At 51.1% G+C, this 22442-nt stretch carries 25 protein-coding genes; 20 read left to right on the top strand and 5 right to left on the bottom strand.

Going from position 1 to position 22442, the window contains the following annotated elements; all coding sequences use genetic code 11:
• The first annotated feature begins 76 nt into the window (after positions 1–76).
• From ACJAZW_RS02940 to ACJAZW_RS02925, 4 genes are read left to right on the top strand one after another with little or no spacing between them, the layout of a single operon-like run.
• Positions 77–925 (top strand): peptidylprolyl isomerase, encoded by an 849-nt coding sequence (locus tag ACJAZW_RS02940; protein WP_415155374.1) that lies wholly within the window; start codon positions 77–79, stop codon positions 923–925.
• A gap of 1 nt (position 926) precedes the next feature.
• Positions 927–2168: a bifunctional glutamate N-acetyltransferase/amino-acid acetyltransferase ArgJ gene (argJ, locus tag ACJAZW_RS02935; RefSeq protein ID WP_415155373.1), complete on the top strand. Its 1242-nt coding sequence runs from the start codon at positions 927–929 to the stop codon at positions 2166–2168.
• Positions 2168–2578, top strand: coding sequence for a (deoxy)nucleoside triphosphate pyrophosphohydrolase (locus ACJAZW_RS02930; RefSeq protein WP_415155372.1), 411 nt, complete (start codon positions 2168–2170; stop codon positions 2576–2578). Before argJ ends, ACJAZW_RS02930 begins: the two co-directional genes overlap by 1 nt.
• 34 nt (positions 2579–2612) lie before the next feature.
• Complete coding sequence (locus tag ACJAZW_RS02925) at positions 2613–2801, top strand: Flp family type IVb pilin (RefSeq protein ID WP_415155371.1); 189 nt, start codon at positions 2613–2615, stop codon at positions 2799–2801.
• A gap of 23 nt (positions 2802–2824) precedes the next feature.
• Here the strand turns inward: ACJAZW_RS02925 and ACJAZW_RS02920 are convergent, their stop codons facing one another.
• Positions 2825–3667 (bottom strand): methyltransferase domain-containing protein, encoded by an 843-nt coding sequence (locus tag ACJAZW_RS02920; RefSeq protein ID WP_415155370.1) that lies wholly within the window; start codon positions 3665–3667, stop codon positions 2825–2827.
• A gap of 144 nt (positions 3668–3811) precedes the next feature.
• Between ACJAZW_RS02920 and ACJAZW_RS02915 the strand changes: the two genes are divergently transcribed.
• The 6 genes from ACJAZW_RS02915 to ACJAZW_RS02890 all read left to right on the top strand — a co-directional run bounded on the left by ACJAZW_RS02915 (position 3812) and on the right by ACJAZW_RS02890 (position 7011).
• Entirely contained in the window at positions 3812–4519 is a 708-nt protein-coding gene (locus ACJAZW_RS02915) for a ComF family protein (protein WP_415155458.1), read from the top strand.
• Between the two features lie 34 nt (positions 4520–4553).
• On the top strand, positions 4554–4820 hold the full coding sequence (gene grxC / locus ACJAZW_RS02910; protein ID WP_415155369.1) for a glutaredoxin 3: 267 nt from the start codon (positions 4554–4556) through the stop codon (positions 4818–4820).
• 1 nt (position 4821) lies between these two features.
• Positions 4822–5655 carry a carbon-nitrogen hydrolase family protein gene (locus ACJAZW_RS02905; protein WP_415155457.1) on the top strand — a complete coding sequence of 278 codons (834 nt, stop codon included), beginning with the start codon at positions 4822–4824 and terminating at the stop codon, positions 5653–5655.
• Between the two features lie 28 nt (positions 5656–5683).
• The gene (locus tag ACJAZW_RS02900; RefSeq protein WP_415155368.1) at positions 5684–6109 is read left to right on the top strand and encodes a DUF1178 family protein; all 426 of its coding nucleotides are present in this window, start codon (positions 5684–5686) and stop codon (positions 6107–6109) included.
• Positions 6110–6223: 114 nt separating this feature from the next.
• Positions 6224–6541: an ArsR/SmtB family transcription factor gene (locus ACJAZW_RS02895; protein WP_415155367.1), complete on the top strand. Its 318-nt coding sequence runs from the start codon at positions 6224–6226 to the stop codon at positions 6539–6541.
• Positions 6542–6543: 2 nt separating this feature from the next.
• Positions 6544–7011 carry an SRPBCC domain-containing protein gene (locus tag ACJAZW_RS02890; protein WP_415155366.1) on the top strand — a complete coding sequence of 156 codons (468 nt, stop codon included), beginning with the start codon at positions 6544–6546 and terminating at the stop codon, positions 7009–7011.
• Positions 7012–7063: 52 nt separating this feature from the next.
• Here ACJAZW_RS02890 and ACJAZW_RS02885 read toward each other — a convergent pair whose 3' ends face one another.
• The 3 genes from ACJAZW_RS02885 to ubiG form a co-directional block, all read right to left on the bottom strand.
• Positions 7064–8329 (bottom strand): SulP family inorganic anion transporter, encoded by a 1266-nt coding sequence (locus tag ACJAZW_RS02885; RefSeq protein WP_415155365.1) that lies wholly within the window; start codon positions 8327–8329, stop codon positions 7064–7066.
• A 170-nt stretch (positions 8330–8499) separates the two neighbouring features.
• Positions 8500–9204 carry a creatininase family protein gene (locus tag ACJAZW_RS02880; protein ID WP_415155364.1) on the bottom strand — a complete coding sequence of 235 codons (705 nt, stop codon included), beginning with the start codon at positions 9202–9204 and terminating at the stop codon, positions 8500–8502.
• Between the two features lie 20 nt (positions 9205–9224).
• Complete coding sequence (ubiG, locus tag ACJAZW_RS02875) at positions 9225–9965, bottom strand: bifunctional 2-polyprenyl-6-hydroxyphenol methylase/3-demethylubiquinol 3-O-methyltransferase UbiG (RefSeq protein WP_415155363.1); 741 nt, start codon at positions 9963–9965, stop codon at positions 9225–9227.
• Between the two features lie 241 nt (positions 9966–10206).
• Here ubiG and ACJAZW_RS02870 point away from each other — a divergent pair, with 241 nt between their 5' ends.
• From ACJAZW_RS02870 to ACJAZW_RS02850, 5 genes are all read left to right on the top strand, one after another.
• Entirely contained in the window at positions 10207–11478 is a 1272-nt protein-coding gene (locus ACJAZW_RS02870; RefSeq protein ID WP_415155362.1) for an aspartate kinase, read from the top strand.
• Positions 11479–11528: 50 nt separating this feature from the next.
• Complete coding sequence (gene ptsP, locus ACJAZW_RS02865) at positions 11529–13796, top strand: phosphoenolpyruvate--protein phosphotransferase (protein WP_415155361.1); 2268 nt, start codon at positions 11529–11531, stop codon at positions 13794–13796.
• A 29-nt stretch (positions 13797–13825) separates the two neighbouring features.
• Positions 13826–14902: a peptide chain release factor 1 gene (prfA, locus tag ACJAZW_RS02860; RefSeq protein ID WP_415155360.1), complete on the top strand. Its 1077-nt coding sequence runs from the start codon at positions 13826–13828 to the stop codon at positions 14900–14902.
• A 5-nt stretch (positions 14903–14907) separates the two neighbouring features.
• Complete coding sequence (gene prmC / locus ACJAZW_RS02855; RefSeq protein WP_415155359.1) at positions 14908–15747, top strand: peptide chain release factor N(5)-glutamine methyltransferase; 840 nt, start codon at positions 14908–14910, stop codon at positions 15745–15747.
• Positions 15748–16075: 328 nt separating this feature from the next.
• The gene (locus ACJAZW_RS02850) at positions 16076–16738 is read left to right on the top strand and encodes a DUF4167 domain-containing protein (RefSeq protein ID WP_415155358.1); all 663 of its coding nucleotides are present in this window, start codon (positions 16076–16078) and stop codon (positions 16736–16738) included.
• A gap of 32 nt (positions 16739–16770) precedes the next feature.
• Here ACJAZW_RS02850 and ACJAZW_RS02845 read toward each other — a convergent pair whose 3' ends face one another.
• Positions 16771–17748, bottom strand: a complete 978-nt coding sequence (locus ACJAZW_RS02845) for a helix-turn-helix domain-containing protein (protein ID WP_415155357.1) — start codon at positions 17746–17748, stop codon at positions 16771–16773.
• 123 nt (positions 17749–17871) lie between these two features.
• On the opposite strand from ACJAZW_RS02845, the gene ACJAZW_RS02840 reads away from it, so the two are divergent.
• From ACJAZW_RS02840 to ACJAZW_RS02820, 5 genes are all read left to right on the top strand, one after another.
• Positions 17872–18138, top strand: a complete 267-nt coding sequence (locus ACJAZW_RS02840) for a hypothetical protein (protein WP_415155356.1) — start codon at positions 17872–17874, stop codon at positions 18136–18138.
• 217 nt (positions 18139–18355) lie between these two features.
• Positions 18356–20965 (top strand): ATP-dependent chaperone ClpB, encoded by a 2610-nt coding sequence (gene clpB / locus ACJAZW_RS02835; protein WP_415155355.1) that lies wholly within the window; start codon positions 18356–18358, stop codon positions 20963–20965.
• A gap of 330 nt (positions 20966–21295) precedes the next feature.
• Complete coding sequence (locus tag ACJAZW_RS02830) at positions 21296–21709, top strand: DUF6157 family protein (RefSeq protein ID WP_415155354.1); 414 nt, start codon at positions 21296–21298, stop codon at positions 21707–21709.
• 3 nt (positions 21710–21712) lie between these two features.
• Positions 21713–22051, top strand: a complete 339-nt coding sequence (locus ACJAZW_RS02825; RefSeq protein ID WP_415155353.1) for a VOC family protein — start codon at positions 21713–21715, stop codon at positions 22049–22051.
• Positions 22051–22442, top strand: a 392-nt coding sequence (locus ACJAZW_RS02820; protein WP_415155352.1) for a cupin domain-containing protein, incomplete at its 3' end; no start/stop codon positions are given. The genes ACJAZW_RS02825 and ACJAZW_RS02820, both read left to right, overlap by 1 nt.

Raw genomic sequence — 22442 nt, 5'->3', positions numbered from 1 at the left:
GTCAATTAAATATGTTCGACCAGTGCTTGTTTATTTTATAGTCGATGCACATGCAAAAGAAAAAGAAAGATCAATAATGCAGAAAACAGAACTGAAACACCAAAATCCACTACGTTCCATCTTGCTTGGTGGGGCAATTGTGGCTGGCATGATGTGGGCTCCAAGCGTTATGGCGCAGGAAGTTTTGTCACCCGAGGCTGTGATTGCTGTGGTGGGAGGCGAAGACATTACGCAAGCTGATCTTAGCTATGCACTTGAGGATATGGGTGAAGAAATCACACAGATCCCGACAAATGAGCGCCGCAGTTTCTTGGTGCAAATGCTGGTGGATATGAAGGTGATGGCGCAAGCTGCACGCAAAGCGGGGATGGCTGACACAAGCACCTTTGCGCGGCGCAAAGCCTATTTGGAAGATCGCGCTTTACGTCGTGCGTATTTGCAAGACGTTATGGCGGCTGAATTAAGCCAAGAAGAGTTGAAGGCGGCCTATGACGATGCTTTCAAGGATTTTGATACAAGAGAAATGCTGCGTGCACGTCATGTTTTGCTGGCGACTGAAGACGATGCGAAACGGGTGGTTGTCGAACTTGAAAAGGGCCGCGATTTTGCTGAAGTAGCGAAAGAAAAGTCCACCGGACCATCTGGGCCACAGGGTGGCGATTTGGGCTATTTCGGCGAAGGTGACATGGTGCCAGAGTTTTACAATGCGGCCAATGCACTTGAAATTGGCGCTTATTCTGCGCCGGTACAGTCGCAGTTCGGTTGGCATGTGATCAAACTTGAAGACCGTCGTCCTTCAACGCCACCGGCATTTGAACAGGTTTTGCCGCAAATTCGTCAGCGCGTGATGGTTAAAAAATTCGAGAAACTGGTTGAAGGCCTGAAAGCCAACACTGACATCAATATCGTGGATGCGAGCAACTAATATGGCTGAAAAGTTGGCAGTTTCCCCGTTGGCGCCGGATCATTTTCCGTCCCTTGATAAAGTTGAGGGCGTTGAATTATTCACCGCGCCAATTGGTGCGGGCTATCATGGGCGTCATAATTTGTTGTTGGCACGCATGATCGAAGGGACAAGTGTTGCGGGTGTTTTGACCAACAGCAAATGCCCTTCTGCGCCTATTGATTGGTGTAGGAATAACTTGCCAATTGGTGTGGCGCGCGGTCTGGTGGTCAATGCGGGGAATGCCAATGCTTTTGTGGGCAGAGTTGGCGCTGATACTGTCCTGGCAACAGCTGAGGCGACCGCGAAGCTTTTGGGGGGGGTACCGTCGGAGATATTTATATCGTCAACCGGGGTGATTGGCGAGCCGCTGGACCCCCAACCGCTTGTTGCTGCGTTGGAACAAGCGCTTAAGCACAGCGTTGATTTTGAGGCTGCAGCCAACGCCATTCGCACAACCGATACTTTTGCAAAGGGTGCGGGTGCATCGTTTGATATTGATGGTGTTGATGTAACAATTTCTGGGATCGCTAAAGGTTCGGGCATGATTGCGCCCAATATGGCCACTATGCTGTCTTATATCTTTACCGATGTTCCGGTTTCAGCCGTAGTGCTGCGCTCCATCTTGCTTGAAGGCAATGCCAAAAGCTTCAATGCCATTACAGTTGACAATGACACTTCGACGTCAGACACGTGTTTGGTGTTTGCCACTGGGGCTGCAAAAGCGCGTGGTCTGGTGCCAATCACAGATTTGGATGATCCGCGCTGTGCAGAATTTGCCCAAGCGCTGCATGCTGTGCTCAAAGATTTGGCGTTGCAGATCATTCGAGATGGTGAAGGGGCGACCAAATTGATGGTTGTGAATGTTTCGGGCGCGGTTTCTAACCAGAGCGCGGACATTATTGCCCGTTCAATTGCGAACTCGCCTTTGGTCAAAACCGCTCTGGCCGGGGAAGATGCGAATTGGGGACGTGTGGTGGCCGCGGTGGGCAAAGCTGGTGAGCCAGCGGATCGGGATAAGTTGCAAATTCGGTTTGGTGATTTGGTGGTGGCAAAACAAGGTTATCGCTCTGCTGATTATTCGGAAGAGGACGCCAGCCAATATATGAAAAATCAACAGATTGAAATCGGGGTTGATCTTGGTTTGGGGGTAGGTGAAGCGACCGTTTATGGCTGCGATCTGACCCACGGCTATGTGACGATAAACGGCGACTACCGTAGCTGATGGCCGATCAGCATCCCGTTTTGTTGGTCGTCGCCTGCGCGCTGGTGGATGCAGATCGGCGCGTGTTGATTGCTCAGCGTCCTGCGGACAAGGAAATGGGCGGTTTATGGGAGTTTCCAGGGGGCAAGGTCGAACCACATGAAAGCCCGGAAACTGCGATTATAAGAGAGCTCAAAGAAGAACTGAATATAGATACGCAACAAGCATGTCTTGCGCCATTGACGTTTGCGTCATTTTCTTATGAAAAATTTCACCTTCTGATGCCACTTTATGTGTGTCGAAAATGGCAAGGGATACCTACAGCGCTTGAACATTCAGCGCTAAGGTGGGTAAAACCGCAGCGCTTGCGTGACTATCCAATGCCGCCGGCAGACGAGCCGCTCATCGCTCATTTGTGTGATTTGCTCTAAAGATTGGACCCGATTTTTTTCGAGGAATGTAGCCATGTACGCCACAATCAAAAGATTTTGCCAAGACGATCAAGGAGCGACAGCTGTTGAATATGGTTTAATAGCTGCGGTGATGGCTGTGGTGCTTATTGCTGCATTTGTTGCGCTTGGCGATACGTTGGGCGCATTATTTAACGGCAATGATGAGAGCATTGGCGGCGCGATGAATAACGCGCTTAGCTAGCTCAACTGTTGCGCATTTTGCGCTTAGTCCTTTTTCTCTAAAGCGTCTTTGAGCGACATTTTGGCGCTGCCCGGTGCCAATGGCTTTTGTTGACTGTCGTGAGGTGCCCACGCGGACAACCAAATAAACTCCAATGTGGCTCGAATTCGTCCGTCTTGATCCTGGTTGTCTTCAATATAGTTGGCAATTACTTTGCCCAATAGCTTTCGTGTTGTGGCCTTGTGCGGCAACTCGATCATGGGGTTTGTTGCGCCAAATTTTCGCAGTTCGCTCATTAGGGCGAGCGGGTGCTCGTAGCGGACGGTATGATTCTCTAAATCAGATACCGGCAGTGCAAATCCAGCCCGTTGCAACAGTGCACCAGCATCGCGAATGTCGATAAAGGGGGAAACACGCGCAAATGCCCCGCCGGATAATTCATCATCGGCTTTCAGCCATGCTGAGCGCAACTCTTTAAAGGTTTCGCCGCCAAGCGCTGCGCCCATAAATAGTCCATCAGGTTTTAGGTGGCGACGAATTTGCGTTAAAAATCCGGGTACATCATTGGTGGACTGTAAATCCAGGATCGAGATAATCAGATCATATTGACCGTTTTTGGGCGCAAATTGCTCCACATCCAGCAGCGTCACATTTGTGGTGGGAAGTAGTGTGGTGGCCAATTCAAACTCAATAGGGTCGGTCGCTGTTTTGCTGGTGGTTGTCAAATATTCTTCGGATGGGCCGACAATCAGTGCTTTTGCAAACTTGCGAGTGATCGTGGCCAATCGACTGTGCAGCTCTTGCAACACCAAATCTGCAATAAAGCGATCTTGGGCGACGCCACGGCGTTTCAATCGGGTTTGAATTCGGCTACGATTAAAGAGCATTGGCGGCTGCATGGTGTGGCTCCAAGGATACTTTGAGCGATATTTATGACTGGCACGGACAATAATAGAATTGTCGCGCACGCAAAATCTTACATATCAGCATCGCACAAAATTGCGATCAGTTGGCGTGGTCGGATTTTGAATATGCTGTTTCCCCCGTGCTGTCTAGCGTGTGACGAACCAATTATTGAAGCGGATGGATTATGCGCTGCTTGTTGGGGGAGATTGCGGTTTGTGTCGAAACCATATTGCCCGGTGTTGGGCATTCCCTTTGCTGCGGATTTAGGGGCAAGCGTTTTAAGCGCGCAAGCCATCGCCAATCCACCGCCTTTCGCCCGCGCTCGCGCCGCGGTGATTTACGATGATTTGGCCCGGCAAATGGTGTCGCAGTTCAAATATGGTGATCGGTTGGAATTGGCAAAGTTTTGTGCGCGGCTAATGGTCAATGCAGGAGATGATTATTGGGGCACACCTTGTGTGTTTGTGCCCGTGCCGCTGCACTGGCGACGCAGACTGTTGCGGCGGTACAACCAAAGCCAATTGCTGGCGGACCAATTGAGCGAGCTTACGGGGTTTCCTACTCATTCGGGGTGGGTGGCGCGCAAGCGCCCAACCCGTCGTCAGGTGGGATTGAGTTCAAAAGATCGCGAGCAGAATGTGCGTGGTGCATTTGTGGTCACTGATACATTCTTGGAGGAGTATCAAGGTCAACATATTGTAATTGTTGATGATGTGGTGACAACTGGGGCTACTGTCGAAGCGATTGCGCGCAGTTTTAAGGCAAAATATCGCAATAAGGTGAACGTCATCAGCTTTGCACGGGTTGTCACAGGGCCTATTGGTGCAATATAGAAGCTGGTCCCCTTTGATCAATTAGGAGCAATTTGTGCCCACGATCGATATCTATACCACCCCAACTTGCCCCTATTGTTTGGCCGCAAAAGCGTTGCTGGATAATAAGGGTGTTATCTATAATGAAATGACGGTTATTGGCGCGCCGGCCAAACGTCAAGAAATGCTAGAGCGTTCCAACGGGCGCTATACGGTGCCACAGATTTTCATAGATGGTCAGCATATTGGCGGTTTTGATGAGATGAATGCGCTGGATCGGCAAGGCAAGCTTGACCCGTTATTGAAACAGATTGCCAGTTAAAATGCTATTGGGCGCGTTGCAGATGTGCTCTTCAATGGATGTTAGGGGTAACCTTTCCATCATTGAGCGCGCTTGCGCAGACGCTAAATCCCAAGGCGTTACCTATCTACAAGTGCCAGAAATGGCGGTGATGTTTGCAAAAAATTATGCGGGCATTCAAGCGTTTGTGGAAACGGGTGCTGAAACAGCAATCGCAACCCTTAGTCAAATGGCGAAAACCCATCAACTTTTTCTGCATGTGGGCTCGATGCCCGTTGCGGGTGAAAATAGCAAATGCCTAAACCGGGCGTTTTTGTTCGGCCCGGATGGCACCCAATTGGCCCATTACGACAAAATCCATCTATTTGACGCAGATGTTGCAGGTGATGAGCCGTACCGGGAAAGTGCCAATTTTGATGCGGGTGATCGGGCGGTTGTGGCCGAATTGGACGGGATTAAACTTGGCATGGCCATTTGCTATGATCTTCGGTTTCCGCAATTGTTTGCGACGTTGCGCCAAGCCGGGGCGCAGATTTTGACGGTACCAGCGGCTTTTACCGTACCCACGGGCCGCGCTCATTGGGAAAGCTTGTTGCGCGCTCGGGCGATTGAAACCGGCTGCTATATGGTGGCCGCCGCGCAGGGCGGGCATCATGCCAATGGCCGCAACACATACGGCCATTCGATGATTGTAAGCCCATGGGGCGAAATTTTGGCCACTTGCGCTGAGGGTGCTGATGGGTTAATTGTCGCGCCGTTCGACGCAGAACAGGTGAAACAGGCTAGGTCACGCATACCAACGCTTGGTAATGCGCGTGATTTTTCGTTAAGCGTTAACCATAATGCGGCACAATGATAATGAGTGAACATGAAGGTGTGTTTTTGTGATCCAGTATTCGCTTAGCTGCGCAAATGAACATAAGTTTGAAGCTTGGTTTAAAAATGCCGACGCCTATGACGTGCAAGCCAGCCAGGGTGTGCTGGAATGTCCCGTGTGTGGGTCTGGCGATGTCAACAAAGCGTTGATGACGCCTGCTGTCGGTAAAAAAACCAATCAAAAAGTTGCGCTGTCTGCTGGTCACCCAGATCAAAAAGCGTTGCGTGAAGCCATGAATAAGCTGCGTTCTAAAGTGGTGAACGAAGCTGAATATGTGGGCGATCGGTTTGCGGAAGAGGCGCGCAAAATCCACCTTGAAGAAAAAGAAAGCCGTGGCATTTATGGTGAGGCAACTTCTGAGGAAGTAACCGGCCTTGTTGAGGATGGCATCGATTTTCTGCCACTTCCAGCCGCGCCAGAAGACCACAACTAATCTTCAGTTCTAATCTGTTCTGAATTTTCGAACCGTCTGGCGCTTGCGTGCGGGGCGGTTTTTTGATGTAAAAATCCAGTTGACATCTATGTAAGTTGTAACTTACGGTAAGCTATGACTTACCAAGATATCTTTTCAGCGCTAGCGGACCCAACGCGGCGGCAGATTTTTGAAAATCTACGAGATCGCCCCAAAACCGTTGGAGAATTGGCAATGGGACAAACTGTGTCCCGGCCCGCGGTGTCCCAACATTTGCGAGTGTTGCAGGATGCACATTTGGTGAGCGTGGAACCGCAGGGCAACAGGCGTTTATACTCGATCAAACGCGACGGCCTGAAAGAATTAAGGGACTATCTCGACTGTTTTTGGTCGGATGCATTTTCTGCTTATCGGGCTGAAATTGCGCGCATAGTCGAAAAAGAGGGAAAGTGATAATGCTAGAACCACTCATAAAAACGGTCGATGTGCCGTGCGATCAAGCTACCGCGTTTGATGTGTTTATCAATAAAATGGACACATGGTGGCCATTGGGTAAATTCACTCTGTCCGCGATGAAGGGCGAACCAGCCATTGGCATCCGCGTTGATGCGCGACCAGATGGGCAAATCGTAGAACTCGGCGCTGGTGGCGTTGAAACCCTTTGGGGCACGATCAAAGAATATAATCCGCACGACTATCTGGCGATGGATTTTCACATTCCAGCACCGGGCCACGAAGATGTCACTGACCGCACGCTGGTTGAGGTGCGGTTTACGTCGCTTGGCGACAATTCAACGCGACTTGAAATGACCCAATCCAATTGGGAAGCGCTCGGCGATATGGCCGAAATGGTCCGTGGCGGATATGGCCATGGTTGGACGATGATTTTGGAAGGTGGTTATTTGGCCTCTTTTGCAAAATAGGTTCAAAGGTCTGTTACATCGAACCAGGCGCTGGTGCTAAGGGCCAGCGTCTTCACCGATCTGGCGCTGACCAATCAGAATCTGTTTTGTTGCTTTTTAGCATTTTTATGGCCAAACCAAGCGCGACCCCAACAGCAATCGCGACGGTAAGATCAGCTACGACCGTTAAAGTAAGGGTTGTGATGAGTAAAAATTTATCACTTTTGGACGCGCGCAAATAATCTCCCCATTTGCTTGGCTCGCTCATATTCCATGCCGTTAATATCAAGAGCGCGGACAATACAGTCATTGGAATGAGGCCAATCCAGCTTGCTGCAAACATAACGATCAACAAAATGGTGAGGGCATGAATGATACCCGCAACGGGGGTTTTGCCCCCTACTGATACGTTGGTTGCGGTACGGGCAATGGCGCCGGTCACCGGCATACCACCAAAAAATGTTGAGGCGATGTTGGCAAATCCTTGCGCGGTTAATTCGGCGTTTGGGCGGTGATGCCCGTCGATCATTTTGTCGGCGACCATGGCCGACAATAATGATTCAACCCCAGCGAGAAATGCGATAATAAATGCTGAGGGGAGGACTTCAACGATCTGGCTAAATGTGGTTTGGGGCAATCCGGGCAGGGGCAATTGGCTTGGCAAGTCGCCAAATTTGGTGGCGATTGTTTCCACAGGCAGTGCAAAAACGACGCAAACAATTGAGGTCAGCACCACTGCTGCAATTAGCCCGGGTCCGGATGGTGCCAGTTTTCGAAATACAATCAGTATGAGAAGGGAAACAGCGCCCAGAACAAGCGCTGTAGAATTAATTGCAGGCATTGCCTGCGCAAGAATTTTAATTTTTTCAAAGAACTCGGCGGGCAAATTGGCGATATTCATGCCAGCGAAATCATTTATCTGGCTGGTGGCAATGATAATTGCAATGCCGATTGTGAAACCGCTGATCACCATTTCGGGCACCAAAGCGATAAGCCGACCGGCGCGAAAAAGTCCGGCAATAACCAATATGATGCCAGCGAGAAAAGTTGCGATCAACAGGCCGTCATAGCCATGTTGGTTGATGACAGAGTGAACAACCACGATAAACGCGCCGGTTGGCCCGCCGATTTGAACGCGGCTGCCGCCCAAAAGCGAAACAAAAACCCCACCGATAATTGCAGTGAAAAGACCCTGTGCGGGCGTTGCGCCGGAGGCAATGGCGATGGCAATGCTGAGGGGCAAAGCCACCATCGCCACCGAAATCCCCGCCCACAGATCAGATATGAAGAGTTTCCATGAATAGTCGCGCATGGTGGTCAGAATTTTTGGGGTGCGCATGAATTGCCTTTAGTCGCTGAATAAAATGCCCAAGACTTAAAGCGCAGGCTAAGCTTATGGATCTTAAATTTCCACTGATTTCGACAGCTTGTATTTTGGAGCATTTGTGTTTTCAGCCATAAATGATCTCTACGTTGGAAAGGGGCCGCATAACCTTCTTGAGCAAGCTTTTAAACGCCCCAATCGCCCTCAAGGATGTCGCGCACTTCGTTGATCGCCACGTCCCAGATCTCATTCATTTCAGCGTCTGAACGCTGATATAGTCCGCCAAAATTACCGTCGCCTAAAAACGCGCGCGCTTGTTTGGGCGGTAACTTGCGCAGGCGCGCTAAGTCAATCATCGGCTTTTGTTCGCTGGGTTGGCTGACGCCATCAAGGCGCGTCCAAGGGAAGTTTTCCATCCATGAGGCGTGGGAAGCGATAGGGTCGATTTCTTGCACCTTTGCAAAGGTCTTCTCACCAATCCACCAATTGTGAAAGGCCACACTGCAATCAGGGTTTTCACCCATCCATTCAGATGCGGCACTGCCAGCAGGTAAGTTGCCGCCATGCCCGTTCAACAGCAAAATGCGGCGAAAGCCTGTGTCGCGCAAACTGGTCAGAATGTCTTTGACCACAGCAACAAAGGTTTCAACCTTTAAGGTCACTGTGCCCGGATAGGCCATAAAGCTTGGGGTAATGCCATAGGCTTGCACTGGAAATACCGGAATGCCCAGCGGCTCTGCAGCGTCCAGCGAAATTTTCTGCGCCAAAATATTGTCTGTCGCTAGCGATAAAAACGCATGTTGTTCGGTGCTGCCCAGCGGCACAATCGCGCGATTATCGGTTTTCAAATAGGCTTCAACCTGCGCCCAGTGCATGTCTGCGATTTTCATTGTGCTGCTTTCGTTGTTACCTATTCTTTCGGTTTTTCAGCCAACAACATGTAATTGACACTCAAATCCTTACTCCGTTTCCACTTGTCTTCAAGGGGCGCGTAAGAAACGCCGGAACGTTCTTTGATCTGCATATTGTTGCGCTTAAGGATTGAGGTGATTTCCTCAGGGGTGACGAATTTATCATATGTGTGGGTGCCTTTGGGCAGCCAGCGCAGTACATGTTCTGCGCCAACAATGGCAAGGGCGTAGGCTTTGAAGGTGCGGTTGATGGTGGCGACAAACATGATGCCACCGGGTTTGACGAGAGCGGCGCAGCTTTCCAAATAAAGCTGGATATCGTTGACGTGCTCAATCACTTCCATATTGAGGACCACATCAAATTGTTCGCCTTGTTCGGCCAAAGCCTCAGAAGTGGTGGCGCGATAGTCGATGTCGAGTTCCACCCGTTCGGCGTGATTTTTTGCTATTTGCACGTTCTTTTCGCCCGCATCAGCGCCCACTACGGATGCACCAAGCCGGGTCATGGGTTCGCACAGCAAACCGCCGCCACAGCCAATATCGAGCAACCGCAGGCCTTTGAACGGTTCGCGAGCGGTTTCGTCGAGTTTGAAATGGTTGATCACGGCGTTGCGGATGTAAGCGAGGCGCACGGGATTGAATTTATGCAGCGGTTTAAACTTGCCTTTGGGGTCCCACCATTCGTCGGCCATCGCGGTGAAGCGTTCAACTTCTGCGGCTTCAATTGTGGTTGCTGACATTTCTTAATCCTTAATGCGTTGATGGCCGAAGGGGCATTTGTCCCAGATGTTGGCTTGCACTCTAGCCCAATTTTACCCTAACAGATCAGGTGAGATATTGTCTCAGTCAAGGCAATTGTTGTGTTTTTGTTGATTGAATTGCTGGTTTATGGCAATGGTCCGCGCGCGACAACTTTAAAGTGCACCCTATTTAACCCGTGACAGATAACGTCAGACGGGGCAAAAATTCAGGAACATTTAAATGGCAACCATCGTGATGAAGTTTGGCGGCACCTCCGTTGCCAATATTGAACGGATCAGGCATGCAGTCCGGCATGTCAAACGTGAAGTTGATCTTGGCAACAGAGTTTGTGTTGTTGTGTCTGCCATGTCTGGCAAAACCAACCAATTGGTTGGCTATGCGCGCGAAGCGGCAACGCTGCATGACGCGCGCGAATATGATGCTGTTGTGGCATCAGGCGAGCAGGTGACTGCTGGGTTGATGGCGATTGTGTTGCAGGATGCAGGCATCCCGGCCCGCTCATTTGCTGGCTGGCAGGTGCCGATTGAAACAAATGACGCACACGGTGCGGCACGGATCACCAATATTGAGCCTGACCTGTTGAACCAACGCATGGACGATGGTGTGGTTTGTGTAGTCACCGGTTTTCAAGGGATATCGCCGCAAAACCGGATCACAACGCTCGGGCGTGGTGGATCGGATACGAGCGCGGTGGCGGTTGCCGCTGCGGTTAAGGCGGACCGATGTGATATATATACCGACGTGGACGGGGTTTATACGACCGACCCGCGTATTGTGCCCAAAGCCAGGCGGCTTGAGCGGATAAGTTTTGAAGAGATGCTTGAAATGGCATCATTGGGCGCAAAAGTTTTGCAAACCCGTTCTGTTGAATTGGCTATGGCGCAAAAAGTGCGGTTGGTTGTGCGCTCAAGTTTTGATGACCCAGAAACTGTACCTTCGTTAAAAGAAGATGGGTCTTGGAATGGCCCTGGAACGCTTGTTTGTGATGAGGATGAAATTATGGAAAAACAAATTGTATCTGGTGTGACATGCGCGCGCGCTGAAGCCAAAATCACCTTGCGTGGCGTTAAAGATAATCCCGGCGTTGCGGCGGACGTATTTGGGCCGTTGGCGGATGCGCAAATTGTGGTCGATATGATCGTGCAGAATGTTTCTGACGATGGCCGCGAAACTGACATCACCTTCACCGTGCCGGACACAGAATATGAGAAAAGCCTTAATGTGCTCACAGAAGCTGGTAAATCTACCCTCGAATATGATTCGATTTCTGGTTCAAAAGGGTCTGCAAAGATTTCAGTGGTGGGTGTTGGCATGCGTTCGCACGCTGGTGTTGCCGCCTCAATGTTTAAGGCGTTAGCCGATAAAGGCATTAATATTCAATTGATTACAACTTCTGAGATCAAAACATCTGTGCTGATTGATGAAGAATATGCAGAACTCGCGGTCCGTGCATTGCATACTTACTACGGACTTGATGTAGAAGAAGCCTAAACTGACGCTCAGATCAGGCAAAGGCAACCCCATTGGTGGTTGAGTGAAAAATGACAGTTACAACAGCTGGTCCTAGAGATCTATTGCGTCGCCTGCGGGCGACCATGGCCGAGCCTATGGAAATTCAGGACCGGCTGAACCAAATTGTTGAACTGATTGCGGACAGCATGCATGCCGACGTATGCTCGTTCTATGTTTTGCGCGATGACGGCCAGTTGGAGCTGTTTGCGACCCAGGGATTGAAGCGCGAAGCGGTGCATAAAACCACGCTGCTTTTGGGCGAAGGCTTAGTTGGTCTGATCGCGGCGGAAGCGCAATCTTTGAACCTTGCGGACGCACCATCACATCCAGCTTTTGCCTATCGGCCCGAAACGGGCGAAGACCCTTACCACTCATTCCTTGGTGTGCCTGTTTTGCGGTCTGGGCAAACGCTTGGGGTTTTGGATGTTCAAAGTAGGGCGGGGCGCGAGTTTTCTGACGCGGAAACCGAAGCGTTATTGACCACAGCTACTTTGTTGGCAGAAATGGTCTCAACCGCCGAGTTTGGCGCGTTGGTCGGTACAGGTTCCAATATTGAATTGCGGCGGCCGCGCACTTTTGAAGCTGCGAGTTTTTCTGATGGTATTGCGCTGGGCAAAGTATTCATCCATGACCCGCGGGTAGTGGTGACCAACTTTGTTGCCGAAGATGTGGATGCGGAAACTGAGCGGCTGGAACGGGCTGTGCGCACCATGCGTATGTCAATCGATGATATGTTTAATCAGCGGGATATGCAGGCGCGCTCTGAACATCGTGAGATTTTGGAAAGCTATCGGATGTTCGCCCACGACAGGGGCTGGTTGCGGCGGTTACGCGAGGCGGTGGCGAGCGGTCTAACGGCAGAGGCGGCGGTTGAGCGCGTGCAAAACGACACCCGTGCGCGGATGATGCGGCAAACGGACCCTTACATTCGTGACCGTTTGCACGATTTAGACGATTTGGCGAACCGATTGCTGAGGGTTTTGACCGGAGACACCAAAGTATTTGGCCGCCACGAATTGCCAGAAAATGCCGTGCTGGTGGCGCGGAATATGGGGCCAGCTGAATTGCTGGAATATGATCGCACAAAGCTCAAAGGCGTTGCACTGGAAGAGGGCGGCATGACCGCCCATGTGGCGATTGTTGCGCGCTCACTTGGTATTACGGTGATGGGACAGGCCGATAATATCACCTCGATCTGCGAGACGGGTGACAATATTATTTTGGACGCGCAAACGGGCACAATCCATTTGCGGCCGACTGAAGATGTGGCCGCGACTTATGTGGATAAGGTGCGCCTTAGCGCTAAACGCCAAGAGCGGTTCGCTGCGCTAAAAGACAAACCCTCGGTTACCCTTGATGGTGTGGCGATTACTTTGTTGCACAATTCGGGACTTTTGGCGGATATGTCTGCTATTGAAGAAACCGGGGCGGCGGGCATCGGTCTGTTTCGCACCGAATTGCAGTTCATGATCGCGTCGAAATTGCCGCGTTTGGCCGAACAGGTTGAACTTTACGGCCAAGCGATGGATTTGGCGGGCAATCGCCCGATTGTTTTCCGCTTGCTTGATATTGGTGGTGACAAAGTTGTTGCCTATTTGCGTTCGGCGACGGAGGAAAACCCGGCCATGGGGTGGCGCTCTTTGCGGTTAGGTTTAGACCGACCAGCTTTGTTGCGCACGCAAATCCGGGCACTGCTGCAAGCCGCAAACGGACGACCGCTCGACATATTGGTGCCCATGGTTACAGATTGCCGCGAATTTGTTGAAGCTAAGCAAATGGTCAATGTGGAGCTAAAACGCTTGCACAATTCTAATTTTGCAGCCCCGTGTGAGCTACGTATCGGCGCGATGATTGAAGTGCCGTCTTTGCTGTTCGAATTGGATCAGTTGCTGCCGCTTACAGATTTTGTCTCAATAGGGTCTAACGATCTGGTGCAGTTTTTAACCGCGGCTGACCGTGCTAATGCGCGGGTGGCACGGCGATATGATGCCATATCTCCACCCCGGTTGCGTGCGTTCAAGCACATTGCTGACGCGGCAAGGCGTTATCAAAAACCGTTGACCATGTGTGGTGAATTGGCAGGCCGCCCGATTGAAGCACTTGCATTGATGGCGGTTGGCATCGAGCGATTATCTATGGCTGCATCGTCGGTTGGACAAATCAAGGAATTGGTCTTAAGCCTTGACTTGATGCAAATTCGAGCACAATTGACAGACGCGTTGGACAATGATCAAGGCGACTTGGATATTCGTGAATTTCTTTATGCGCTAGCGGACCGGCAGGGCCTGCCGCTTTAACGCAATTACACATTAGAAGGTGCCGTTTTATGGCGAAATTACCGACCGACAAGTTGGACGCGATGGTCAGTCGCTATCAAGTGATTGAAGATCAGATGTCGCAAGGCCCTGATGCGGAAACCATTGTGAAATTGAGCAAGGAACATTCGGAACTTCAGACCGTTGTGGAGAAAATTCGCGAGTATAATGCTGCGAAATTGGGCCTAAAAGAGGCAGAGGAAATTATTGCATCGGGCGATAAGGAGCTTGCTGAACTTGCAGAGATGGAACGCGATGAGCTGAAGGAAAAGGTTGAGCAATTCACCCAAGACATTCGCCTGTTGTTGCTGCCAAAGGATGACGCTGACGATAAAAGCGCGATTTTGGAAGTTCGGGCAGGCACCGGCGGCGACGAAGCCGCGCTTTTTGCTGGCGATTTGTTTCGCATGTATCAACGGCACGCCGAACTGGCGGGCTGGAAGATGACCATTATGGAACAAGCTGACGGCGATATGGGGGGCTACAAAGAAATCATCGCCTCAATTAAAGGCAATGGTGTTTATGCGCGGATGAAATTTGAATCTGGTGTGCACCGCGTGCAGCGGGTACCCGATACCGAATCAAGCGGGCGTATTCACACTTCTGCGGCGACCGTGGCTGTTTTGCCTGAAGTTGAAGATATCGACATTGAAATCCGCACTGAAGACATCCGGATTGATACGATGCGGGCATCGGGGGCTGGTGGTCAGCACGTGAACACAACCGATAGCGCGGTGCGCATTACCCATATTCCTTCTGGAATTGTGGTTCTTTCCTCAGAGAAATCTCAGCACCAAAACCGAGCGAACGCGATGAAAGTATTGCGGGCGCGGCTTTATGAAGAACAACGTGAAAAGCGCGACAGTGAGCGGGCTGACGCCCGTCGCGACCAAGTGGGGTCTGGCGATCGCTCCGAGCGCATTCGTACATATAATTTTCCGCAAGGGCGCATGACAGACCACCGGATTAACCTCACACTCTATAAGCTGGACAAGTTGATAGCGGGTGAGGGTTTGGATGAGGTTTTTGATGCTCTGATCACTGAAAACCAAGCGGCGCAATTGGCGGCGCTAGACGAAGACGTATAAGCCAAGTGACAAGTTATGCAGAACGGCTGATTTTTTGGCGTAAAAGATTTGAACGTGCCGGTTTGGCGACGGCCGGCTTGGATGCGCGTTATTTGTTGCTGGCCGCTGCTGACCTAGATGCAGCCCAATTGATTAGTGCCGATCAAGACCCAATACCAGCTGATGTTTCAGCAACTTTTGATGCAATGGCTGAGCGGCGCTTAAGCGGTGAGCCTGTGGCACGGATATTGGGTGAAAAAGAGTTTTTCGGGCACAATTTTTTGCTCAACAAGGACACATTGGTGCCGCGTCCTGAAACCGAATTGGTTGTGGATGTTGCGCTGGAACGGTTCCCCAGTGATGGACGGTTGCTTGATTTGGGCACCGGCACCGGCGCGATTGCCATTTCAATTTTGCTGGAGTTTCCAGAGGCAACCGGTACTGCGGTGGATATTTCAAAGGGGGCGCTGGATTGCGCCCGCGAAAATGCTATTCGGCATGGGGTTGAAGATCGGCTGACCCTGTTGCAGGGCAGTTGGTTTGAACCTATTGAGGCGCAAAAGTTTGACCTGATTATTTCAAACCCGCCCTATATCGGGATTGATGAGCGCAATGAAATGAATGCGGAGGCCTTAGGCTTTGACCCTCAATTGGCGCTGTTTGCCGACGAAGGTGGACTTGCCGCTTATAAATTGATCATTGCCCGGGCGAATGAGTTTTTAGCGGGCGACGGATGGTTGATATTTGAAATTGGTTATCGCCAGGCAGAAGCGGTTTCTCAACTTTTAGACTCGAATGGGTTTAGTGAAATCGCAAAGCTTTCGGACCTTTCTGGACATGACCGCGCATTGCTGGCGCAGCGGTGATTTCGATTTTAGAATCAGGCATTAATCGAAGAGTGATTTTTTTCTTGGAAAATATTGGCGAAGCATATAGGTTCACTTTGCGTGTTACATTTTCAGGTGCAGGTCATCTGATCGCGAATTTACAATTGAATCGAATATTTGATTGGTAGGTCGCGCGCACGCCGGACAGCAGGCATATAGCAGCATCCATTTCAGAATTGACAGCGAGCTGACTTCTTTGGTGAAGCGCTTGGGCCGAATTTGGACTGCAACTCATTTTTCAAATGTGTGCAATATGCGCTGTGAAAAGAGATAAGAACAAAGTTTGTAGCCATCGCATGAGACTTCTATGAGACCTGGACAAAAAAATAATCGCTCACGTGGCCGTGGAAACGGTGGCGGTGGTGGGGGTGGCGGACGCAAGAATGTCAATCCATTATCACGCAGTTACGAAAGTAACGGCCCGGACGTAAAAGTGCGCGGCAACCCTGCAACAATTGCTGAGAAATATGTGCAGTTGGCACGGGACGCGCATGCAACTGGTGATTCTGTAAATTCGGAAAACTATTTCCAGCATGCCGAGCATTATTTCCGCATTATTTCTGCTGCGCAAGCACAGTCCCAGGCGCGCCAAGAGGAGCGAGACAGGGAACGCCCAGAACGTGTTGAGACGCCGCCGCGTGAAAGTCAGCCGGAAAAAGCTGGTGAGGTGGCCGCTGTCGAGAACGTGGAAAGCGAAACTGCTGGCGGTGGTGAAGCGGTGGCTGAAAAATCGCAAACTGCAAGTGATACAGAGGAAGAAATGCCACGTGCGCGCCGCGCACCGCGGGCTCGTCGTCCGCGTCGTAAGCCTGTTGAAAATGCCGAGCTTGCAGAGGCGCCGCAGCCATCTATGAATTTATCGGATGAGGCTCCTGTAAAAGTAAAGGCTGCGCCGGTGGACGTCACGTCTTCGGGCGCTCCGCCTCAGACTAAAGATGATGGCAGCTCTGCAAAAGAAGCTGCTGAATAAAGCGCAAAGGGTCGGCGATACGCCGGCCTTTTTTATGCGGCATTGTTGGCGTTAAATTGCCGGCGATAGTCGGTCGGCGAGATCTTCAACTTTTTGCGAAAATGATGCCGCAGCGTTTCGGGGGTCTTAAACCCTGTGCGCAAGGCGATTTCGTCAACACTCATTTGCGCATTCTCCAATAGCTCCCGTGCCAAATAGATACGCTCGGCTATTAGCCACTGGGCCGGGCTTTGGCCGATGGTCTCAGCAAAGCGACGAATCACAGTGCGCTCAGACATGACAGTGTGGGCGGCCATCGATTTGACGCTCCAATTCTGATCAAGTGTTGTGCGCACATGGTCGAGCAGGTTGGCCAGTGGTCCATTGGTGTTTTGGGCCACAGGGCGGGGCACAAATTGTTTTTGTCCGCCTTCGCGATGTGCCGGCAATACCAAACGTTGGGCCACGATATTTGCAGCTTGTGTGCCAAATTCAGCGCGAATAACATGCAGGGCCAAGTCAATGCCCGCCGCAGAACCAGCCGAACTCATAATCTGGCTGTCTGTGCAATAAAGAACGTTTTCCTCAATGTAGGCATCTGGGGCTCGGCTTCTTAGTTCTTCAATATAACGCCAATGGGTGGTGATGGTCTTATGGGTTGTTAGCCCGAGATCGGCCAATAGGAATATACCAGAACAGATTGCCATAAATTGAGCGCCGCGCAGACGCGCTGCGTACAATTGAGCTTTGAGTTCATCGCTCGCGGCTTTGGCCGGTGGCCAGCCGGGGATGATAATCAGGTCAGCGGCCGCAAGGTCTTTAAGTTGCGAATCACATTGAACGATCAGCCCACCGGCAGCCCGCAACGGCCCGGGTTCCACGGCTATTGTTTGGCAAGTGTACCAATTATCGATTTCGGGGCGTGGGGTCGCGAAAATCTCAACGCTTAGTCCAAACTCAAATGTGCACAATTGGTCGTATGCGAGCACGGCCACCCGCTTTGGATAGTTTTGCATTTTTGAAACGTCCATTTCTTCCCAAAAGCCGCTGACATCCTTGGCGGGAATTTACTGTAGGTTGGGTTTTGTGCCAACTGGAATTGTTGCCTTTGTTGATTGTTGGTGCCAAATTGGTCTGATATTGGGGAGGCGCGCATGAACATTATCGAACCGGTTATCGGGTTTCTTGACGCCTATGCATTTTCAGTCTTCATGGTTGGCTGGATTTTAGCGCTGACAGGCGGTGCAATGCACATGATTGGTGGCGGGTTTAAGGATGGTTCATCAAAAGTGCCGGTTCTGGGCAATTGGCAAGCGCTAAAACCTGGCGAGGATGGGTTTTTGCAGCAAGTTATTGCGGGTTGGGTCATGAAAATGGGCCTTCTGATGATTGTGCTTGGCGGTCTAATTTACTTTCTTTGATGTTTTTCGCATTCCCCCTCTTTATCTCCCCCAAATATTCCCCATATCAAATAGCGAAGGGTGCGCCAAAACTGGGCATCCAAAATCGGGTAGCGCTTTTGGGTTTGATGCCGCTCAATGTGGTGAAGACGCAAACGCGATATACAACACTTCGAGACGCGACGAACTGTGCCACAATATGGGCAGGTTGAGCGGGCCGAACATGGAGAGTTGAAACGTGAATATTGAAAAATATACCGAACGTGCGCGTGGTTTCGTCCAGTCCGCACAAAGTGGCGCTCTTGCTGCTGGGCATCAACAGTTTTCCCCTATCCACTTGCTAAAAGTCCTGATGGACGACGATCAAGGCATGGCCACAGGTCTTGTTGATCGGGCCGGCGGCGATTCAAAAACGTTGCGCGCAAATGTGGAAGCGGGTTTGAAAAAGATCGCCTCGGTTTCAGGCGGTGGCGGTCAGCTTTATATGAGCCGCGAAATGGCGCGGGTTTTTGAAACGGCCGAAAAAGCTGCTGACAAGGCTGGCGATTCGTTCGTCACCGTGGAGCGCTTGTTGCTTGCGTTGGTGATTGAAAAAGATAGCGATGCTGGCAAACTGCTCAAATCTGCTGGTGTCACCGCCAACGGGTTGAACGATGCGATTAACGAGTTGCGCAAGGGCCGCACTGCCGACAGCCAGAGCGCTGAAGAAAGCTATGACGCGTTGAAAAAATATGCGCGCGACCTGACCGAAGCGGCGCGGGACGGCAAATTGGACCCGGTAATTGGCCGCGACGAGGAAATCCGTCGTGCCATTCAGGTGCTGTCGCGTCGCACGAAAAATAATCCAGTGCTGATCGGCGAGCCGGGCGTCGGTAAAACCGCGATTGCCGAGGGTCTCGCCCTCAGGATCATCAATGGTGATGTCCCCGAATCGATTAAAGGAAAATCATTGCTTTCCCTTGATATGGGTGCACTGATTGCGGGGGCCAAATATCGCGGTGAGTTTGAAGAACGCTTGAAAGCGGTGCTCAACGAAGTGACTTCAGCCGATGGCAACATCATCCTGTTTATCGATGAAATGCACACGTTGGTGGGTGCAGGCAAAGCTGATGGGGCGATGGATGCATCGAACCTGTTAAAACCTGCATTGGCGCGGGGTGAATTGCATTGCGTTGGCGCAACCACCTTGGATGAATATAAAAAGCACGTTGAAAAAGACGCGGCTTTGGCCCGTCGTTTCCAACCTGTATTTGTGTCTGAGCCTACGGTTGAAGATACGATTTCGATTTTGCGTGGCCTCAAAGAGAAATATGAGCTGCACCATGGGGTGCGAATTTCTGACAGTTCATTGGTATCTGCGGCGACCCTATCCAATCGTTACATCACAGATCGGTTTTTGCCAGATAAAGCCATTGACTTGATGGACGAGGCGTCTGCCCGTTTGCGCATGCAAGTGGACAGTAAGCCAGAGGAATTGGACGAGCTTGATCGGCGAATCATGCAGCTTAAAATTGAGCGTGAAGCGTTGAACAAAGAAACGGACGATGCGTCAAAGTCTCGTTTGGGCAAACTTGAAACTGAATTGAGCGATTTGGAAGAAAAGGCCGACGCACTTAACCAGCGTTGGGTTGCAGAAAAAGACCGCCTTGGTGCCGGTCAAAAGCTCAAAGAACAGCTAGATCATGCCCGTACGGATTTGGAAAATGCACAACGCCAAGGCGATTTGGCGAAAGCTGGCGAGTTGGCTTATGGGCTTATTCCGGAGCTTGAGCGCAAAATAGCAGCAGCTGAGGACGAATCAGGCAGTGCAGAAATCGCCAGCATGGTGGAAGAAGTGGTCACCTCCCAGCATATCGCCCAAGTGGTGTCCCGTTGGACCGGTGTGCCGGTGGATAAAATGCTCGAGGGCGAACGCGATAAATTGTTGCGCATGGAAGATGAGTTGGCCAAGCGTGTTGTTGGCCAAGCAGAAGCGGTGACCGCAGTTTCAAAAGCCGTGCGGCGCTCGCGGGCTGGGTTACAAGACCCAAACCGCCCGATGGGATCGTTTATTTTCCTTGGCCCAACCGGGGTCGGCAAAACCGAATTGACCAAAACCTTGGCGCAATTTTTATTTGACGATGATACGGCAATGGTGCGTTTGGATATGTCCGAATATATGGAGAAACATTCCGTTGCCCGCCTGATCGGGGCACCTCCCGGCTATGTTGGCTATGATGAGGGGGGGGCATTGACCGAAGCGGTGCGGCGTCGGCCTTATCAAGTGATTTTGTTCGACGAGATCGAAAAAGCACACCCGGATGTCTTCAATGTGTTGTTACAAGTGCTCGACGATGGTCGTTTGACTGACGGGCAGGGCCGCACGGTTGATTTCCGCAATACGCTGATCATCATGACGTCGAACCTTGGTGCTGAATATCTTGTTGAGCAAAAAGAAGGCGAATCGGTTGAATTGGTTCGTGGCAAAGTGCTCGACATGGTGCGGGCAAATTTCAGGCCCGAATTCTTGAACCGGGTTGATGAGATTTTGCTGTTCCACCGCTTGGCCCGTTCCGATATGGGTGCAATTGTGGACATCCAATTGGGCTATTTACGCAAATTGTTGGTGGATCGCGATATTACGCTTGAGCTTGATGATGCGGCCCGTGATTGGATCGCCAACGAGGGTTATGACACCGCTTATGGGGCACGTCCTCTCAAACGGGTGATCCAACGGGTGCTACAAGATGAATTGGCTGAAAAGATTTTGGCTGGCGACATTGCAGATGGGCAAACCGTGCATGTTGGCGCAACAGAAGTGGGTTTGGTGATTGACCCCGTGGCTTCTCAAAAAGAAGCCGCTCAATAATCTTCTTCAATACTGGTGCAACAATATTGCTGCATCATTTATCAACGATCAGCATGTGCTCGGGACCTAAAAGGTGCCGGGCACATGTTGGTTTTTGGCGTTGCGATGAGGTCCATGCCCGGGGGCGGGACGGCCAAGTTTTGTTGCACGGCTTAGAAATGAGGTGCCGCATCAGGTTGCGGCACGGTGCGGAAGACCCATGCCATCACCCCTCGTGCCACCGAACTCTGTGTCCCGCAAATGGCATTGCCATGTTGCGGCAAAGCTGTTTGAAGCGTTGACAATGGGACATATTGAATTTAGAACAAAATAAGAACATTGGAAATTGAGATGACACAACACACAACCAATTATTTCAATAGCTTTATTCAAGTTTCGCCCGATTGTACCGCCGTGGTGGGCACAGTGCCAACGCGGGCAGGCACGGTGGCAGCCATGCAATATGAGCGATTGGTTGATGCGCCCTATCAAGTGACGAGTGATCAATTGTTGTTTGGTATTCACGCGGATCGGCGTGCGCTTTCTGGCCAAGAACGGGATCAGGCAAAACAAGAGTTTTTCTTAAAAGGGCAGCCGTGTATGCGCGCGTCACCGCTGGTCAAAACATTTGGCTTTGGCGTGCATCATGATGAAAATGGACGGATTGCGATCTATCCGGTTGAAGGCGAGCAATATGCAAAATTTGCTAGCGATAACAATTTAGAAATAATCAAAGGAATGCGTTCCAAGCGCAAAGGGAGTTAAAACATGCCAGCATTGTTAAAGATCGATTATGTGGAGTTGCCGGGCGCGGACCTTGCGGCCAGCAAGCACTTTTTTGCCAAGGCATTGGGGTGGAAATTTACGGATTACGGGCCGGAGTATTTTTCGTTCGACAATGCGGGCTTAGATGGCGGCATGGATGGCACCAAGGACGCCGTTGCGAAACCGTTGGTGGTGCTTAAAGCGGATGATTTGGACGCCGCGCTTGCACAAATTGAGGCAGGGGGTGGCGAAATTGTGCGGCCGATTTTTGCGTTTCCGGGTGGGCGTCGGTTCCATTTCAAAGAACCAAGCGGCAACGAAATGGCGGTTTGGGGCGAATAATGGGCGATGAACCAAAAGCCTTTGTGCGCCTAGCGGGACTCGAGACAGAACACTTCACCCATGGCAAATCCTACGAATCATATGATGCAGGAATTGCCACCCCGCTCAATCTAACCAAACTCGGCGCAGCCTATACAGTGGTACCGCCGGGAAAAACCGCGTGTCCGTTTCATGTGCATCACGCAGAAGATGAGATGTTTATTATCTTGTCGGGTTCTGGCGAGTATCGGTTTGGGGACACAATCCACAAGGTGCAGGCGGGTGATGTTTTGGGCGCACCAATTGGTGGTCCGGAATATGCGCACCAATTATGGAACAAGGGCAAAGAGCCGCTGATCTATATTGTGATCTCTTCAAAGGCGGACATCGATGTGTGTGAATATCCGGACAC

It is taken from the genome of Maritalea sp. (assembly GCF_047634455.1).
Classification (GTDB): domain Bacteria; phylum Pseudomonadota; class Alphaproteobacteria; order Rhizobiales; family Devosiaceae; genus Maritalea.
This window is presented reverse-complemented; position numbering and strand designations above follow the sequence as displayed.

What these genes read in the sequence shown, in the direction of transcription:
- ACJAZW_RS02940 (WP_415155374.1), top strand. Translation starts at nt 77, where the DNA reads ATGCAGAAAACAGAACTGAAACACCAAAATCCACTACGTTCCATCTTG.
- argJ (WP_415155373.1), top strand. Translation starts at nt 927, where the DNA reads ATGGCTGAAAAGTTGGCAGTTTCCCCGTTGGCGCCGGATCATTTTCCG.
- ACJAZW_RS02930 (WP_415155372.1), top strand. Translation starts at nt 2,168, where the DNA reads ATGGCCGATCAGCATCCCGTTTTGTTGGTCGTCGCCTGCGCGCTGGTG.
- ACJAZW_RS02925 (WP_415155371.1), top strand. Translation starts at nt 2,613, where the DNA reads ATGTACGCCACAATCAAAAGATTTTGCCAAGACGATCAAGGAGCGACA.
- ACJAZW_RS02920 (WP_415155370.1), bottom strand. Translation starts at nt 3,667, where the DNA reads ATGCTCTTTAATCGTAGCCGAATTCAAACCCGATTGAAACGCCGTGGC.
- ACJAZW_RS02915 (WP_415155458.1), top strand. Translation starts at nt 3,812, where the DNA reads ATGCTGTTTCCCCCGTGCTGTCTAGCGTGTGACGAACCAATTATTGAA.
- ACJAZW_RS02905 (WP_415155457.1), top strand. Translation starts at nt 4,822, where the DNA reads ATGCTATTGGGCGCGTTGCAGATGTGCTCTTCAATGGATGTTAGGGGT.
- ACJAZW_RS02895 (WP_415155367.1), top strand. Translation starts at nt 6,224, where the DNA reads ATGACTTACCAAGATATCTTTTCAGCGCTAGCGGACCCAACGCGGCGG.
- ACJAZW_RS02890 (WP_415155366.1), top strand. Translation starts at nt 6,544, where the DNA reads ATGCTAGAACCACTCATAAAAACGGTCGATGTGCCGTGCGATCAAGCT.
- ACJAZW_RS02885 (WP_415155365.1), bottom strand. Translation starts at nt 8,329, where the DNA reads ATGCGCACCCCAAAAATTCTGACCACCATGCGCGACTATTCATGGAAA.
- ACJAZW_RS02880 (WP_415155364.1), bottom strand. Translation starts at nt 9,204, where the DNA reads ATGAAAATCGCAGACATGCACTGGGCGCAGGTTGAAGCCTATTTGAAA.
- ubiG (WP_415155363.1), bottom strand. Translation starts at nt 9,965, where the DNA reads ATGTCAGCAACCACAATTGAAGCCGCAGAAGTTGAACGCTTCACCGCG.
- ACJAZW_RS02870 (WP_415155362.1), top strand. Translation starts at nt 10,207, where the DNA reads ATGGCAACCATCGTGATGAAGTTTGGCGGCACCTCCGTTGCCAATATT.
- ptsP (WP_415155361.1), top strand. Translation starts at nt 11,529, where the DNA reads ATGACAGTTACAACAGCTGGTCCTAGAGATCTATTGCGTCGCCTGCGG.
- prfA (WP_415155360.1), top strand. Translation starts at nt 13,826, where the DNA reads ATGGCGAAATTACCGACCGACAAGTTGGACGCGATGGTCAGTCGCTAT.
- ACJAZW_RS02850 (WP_415155358.1), top strand. Translation starts at nt 16,076, where the DNA reads ATGAGACCTGGACAAAAAAATAATCGCTCACGTGGCCGTGGAAACGGT.
- ACJAZW_RS02845 (WP_415155357.1), bottom strand. Translation starts at nt 17,748, where the DNA reads ATGGACGTTTCAAAAATGCAAAACTATCCAAAGCGGGTGGCCGTGCTC.
- ACJAZW_RS02840 (WP_415155356.1), top strand. Translation starts at nt 17,872, where the DNA reads ATGAACATTATCGAACCGGTTATCGGGTTTCTTGACGCCTATGCATTT.
- ACJAZW_RS02830 (WP_415155354.1), top strand. Translation starts at nt 21,296, where the DNA reads ATGACACAACACACAACCAATTATTTCAATAGCTTTATTCAAGTTTCG.
- ACJAZW_RS02825 (WP_415155353.1), top strand. Translation starts at nt 21,713, where the DNA reads ATGCCAGCATTGTTAAAGATCGATTATGTGGAGTTGCCGGGCGCGGAC.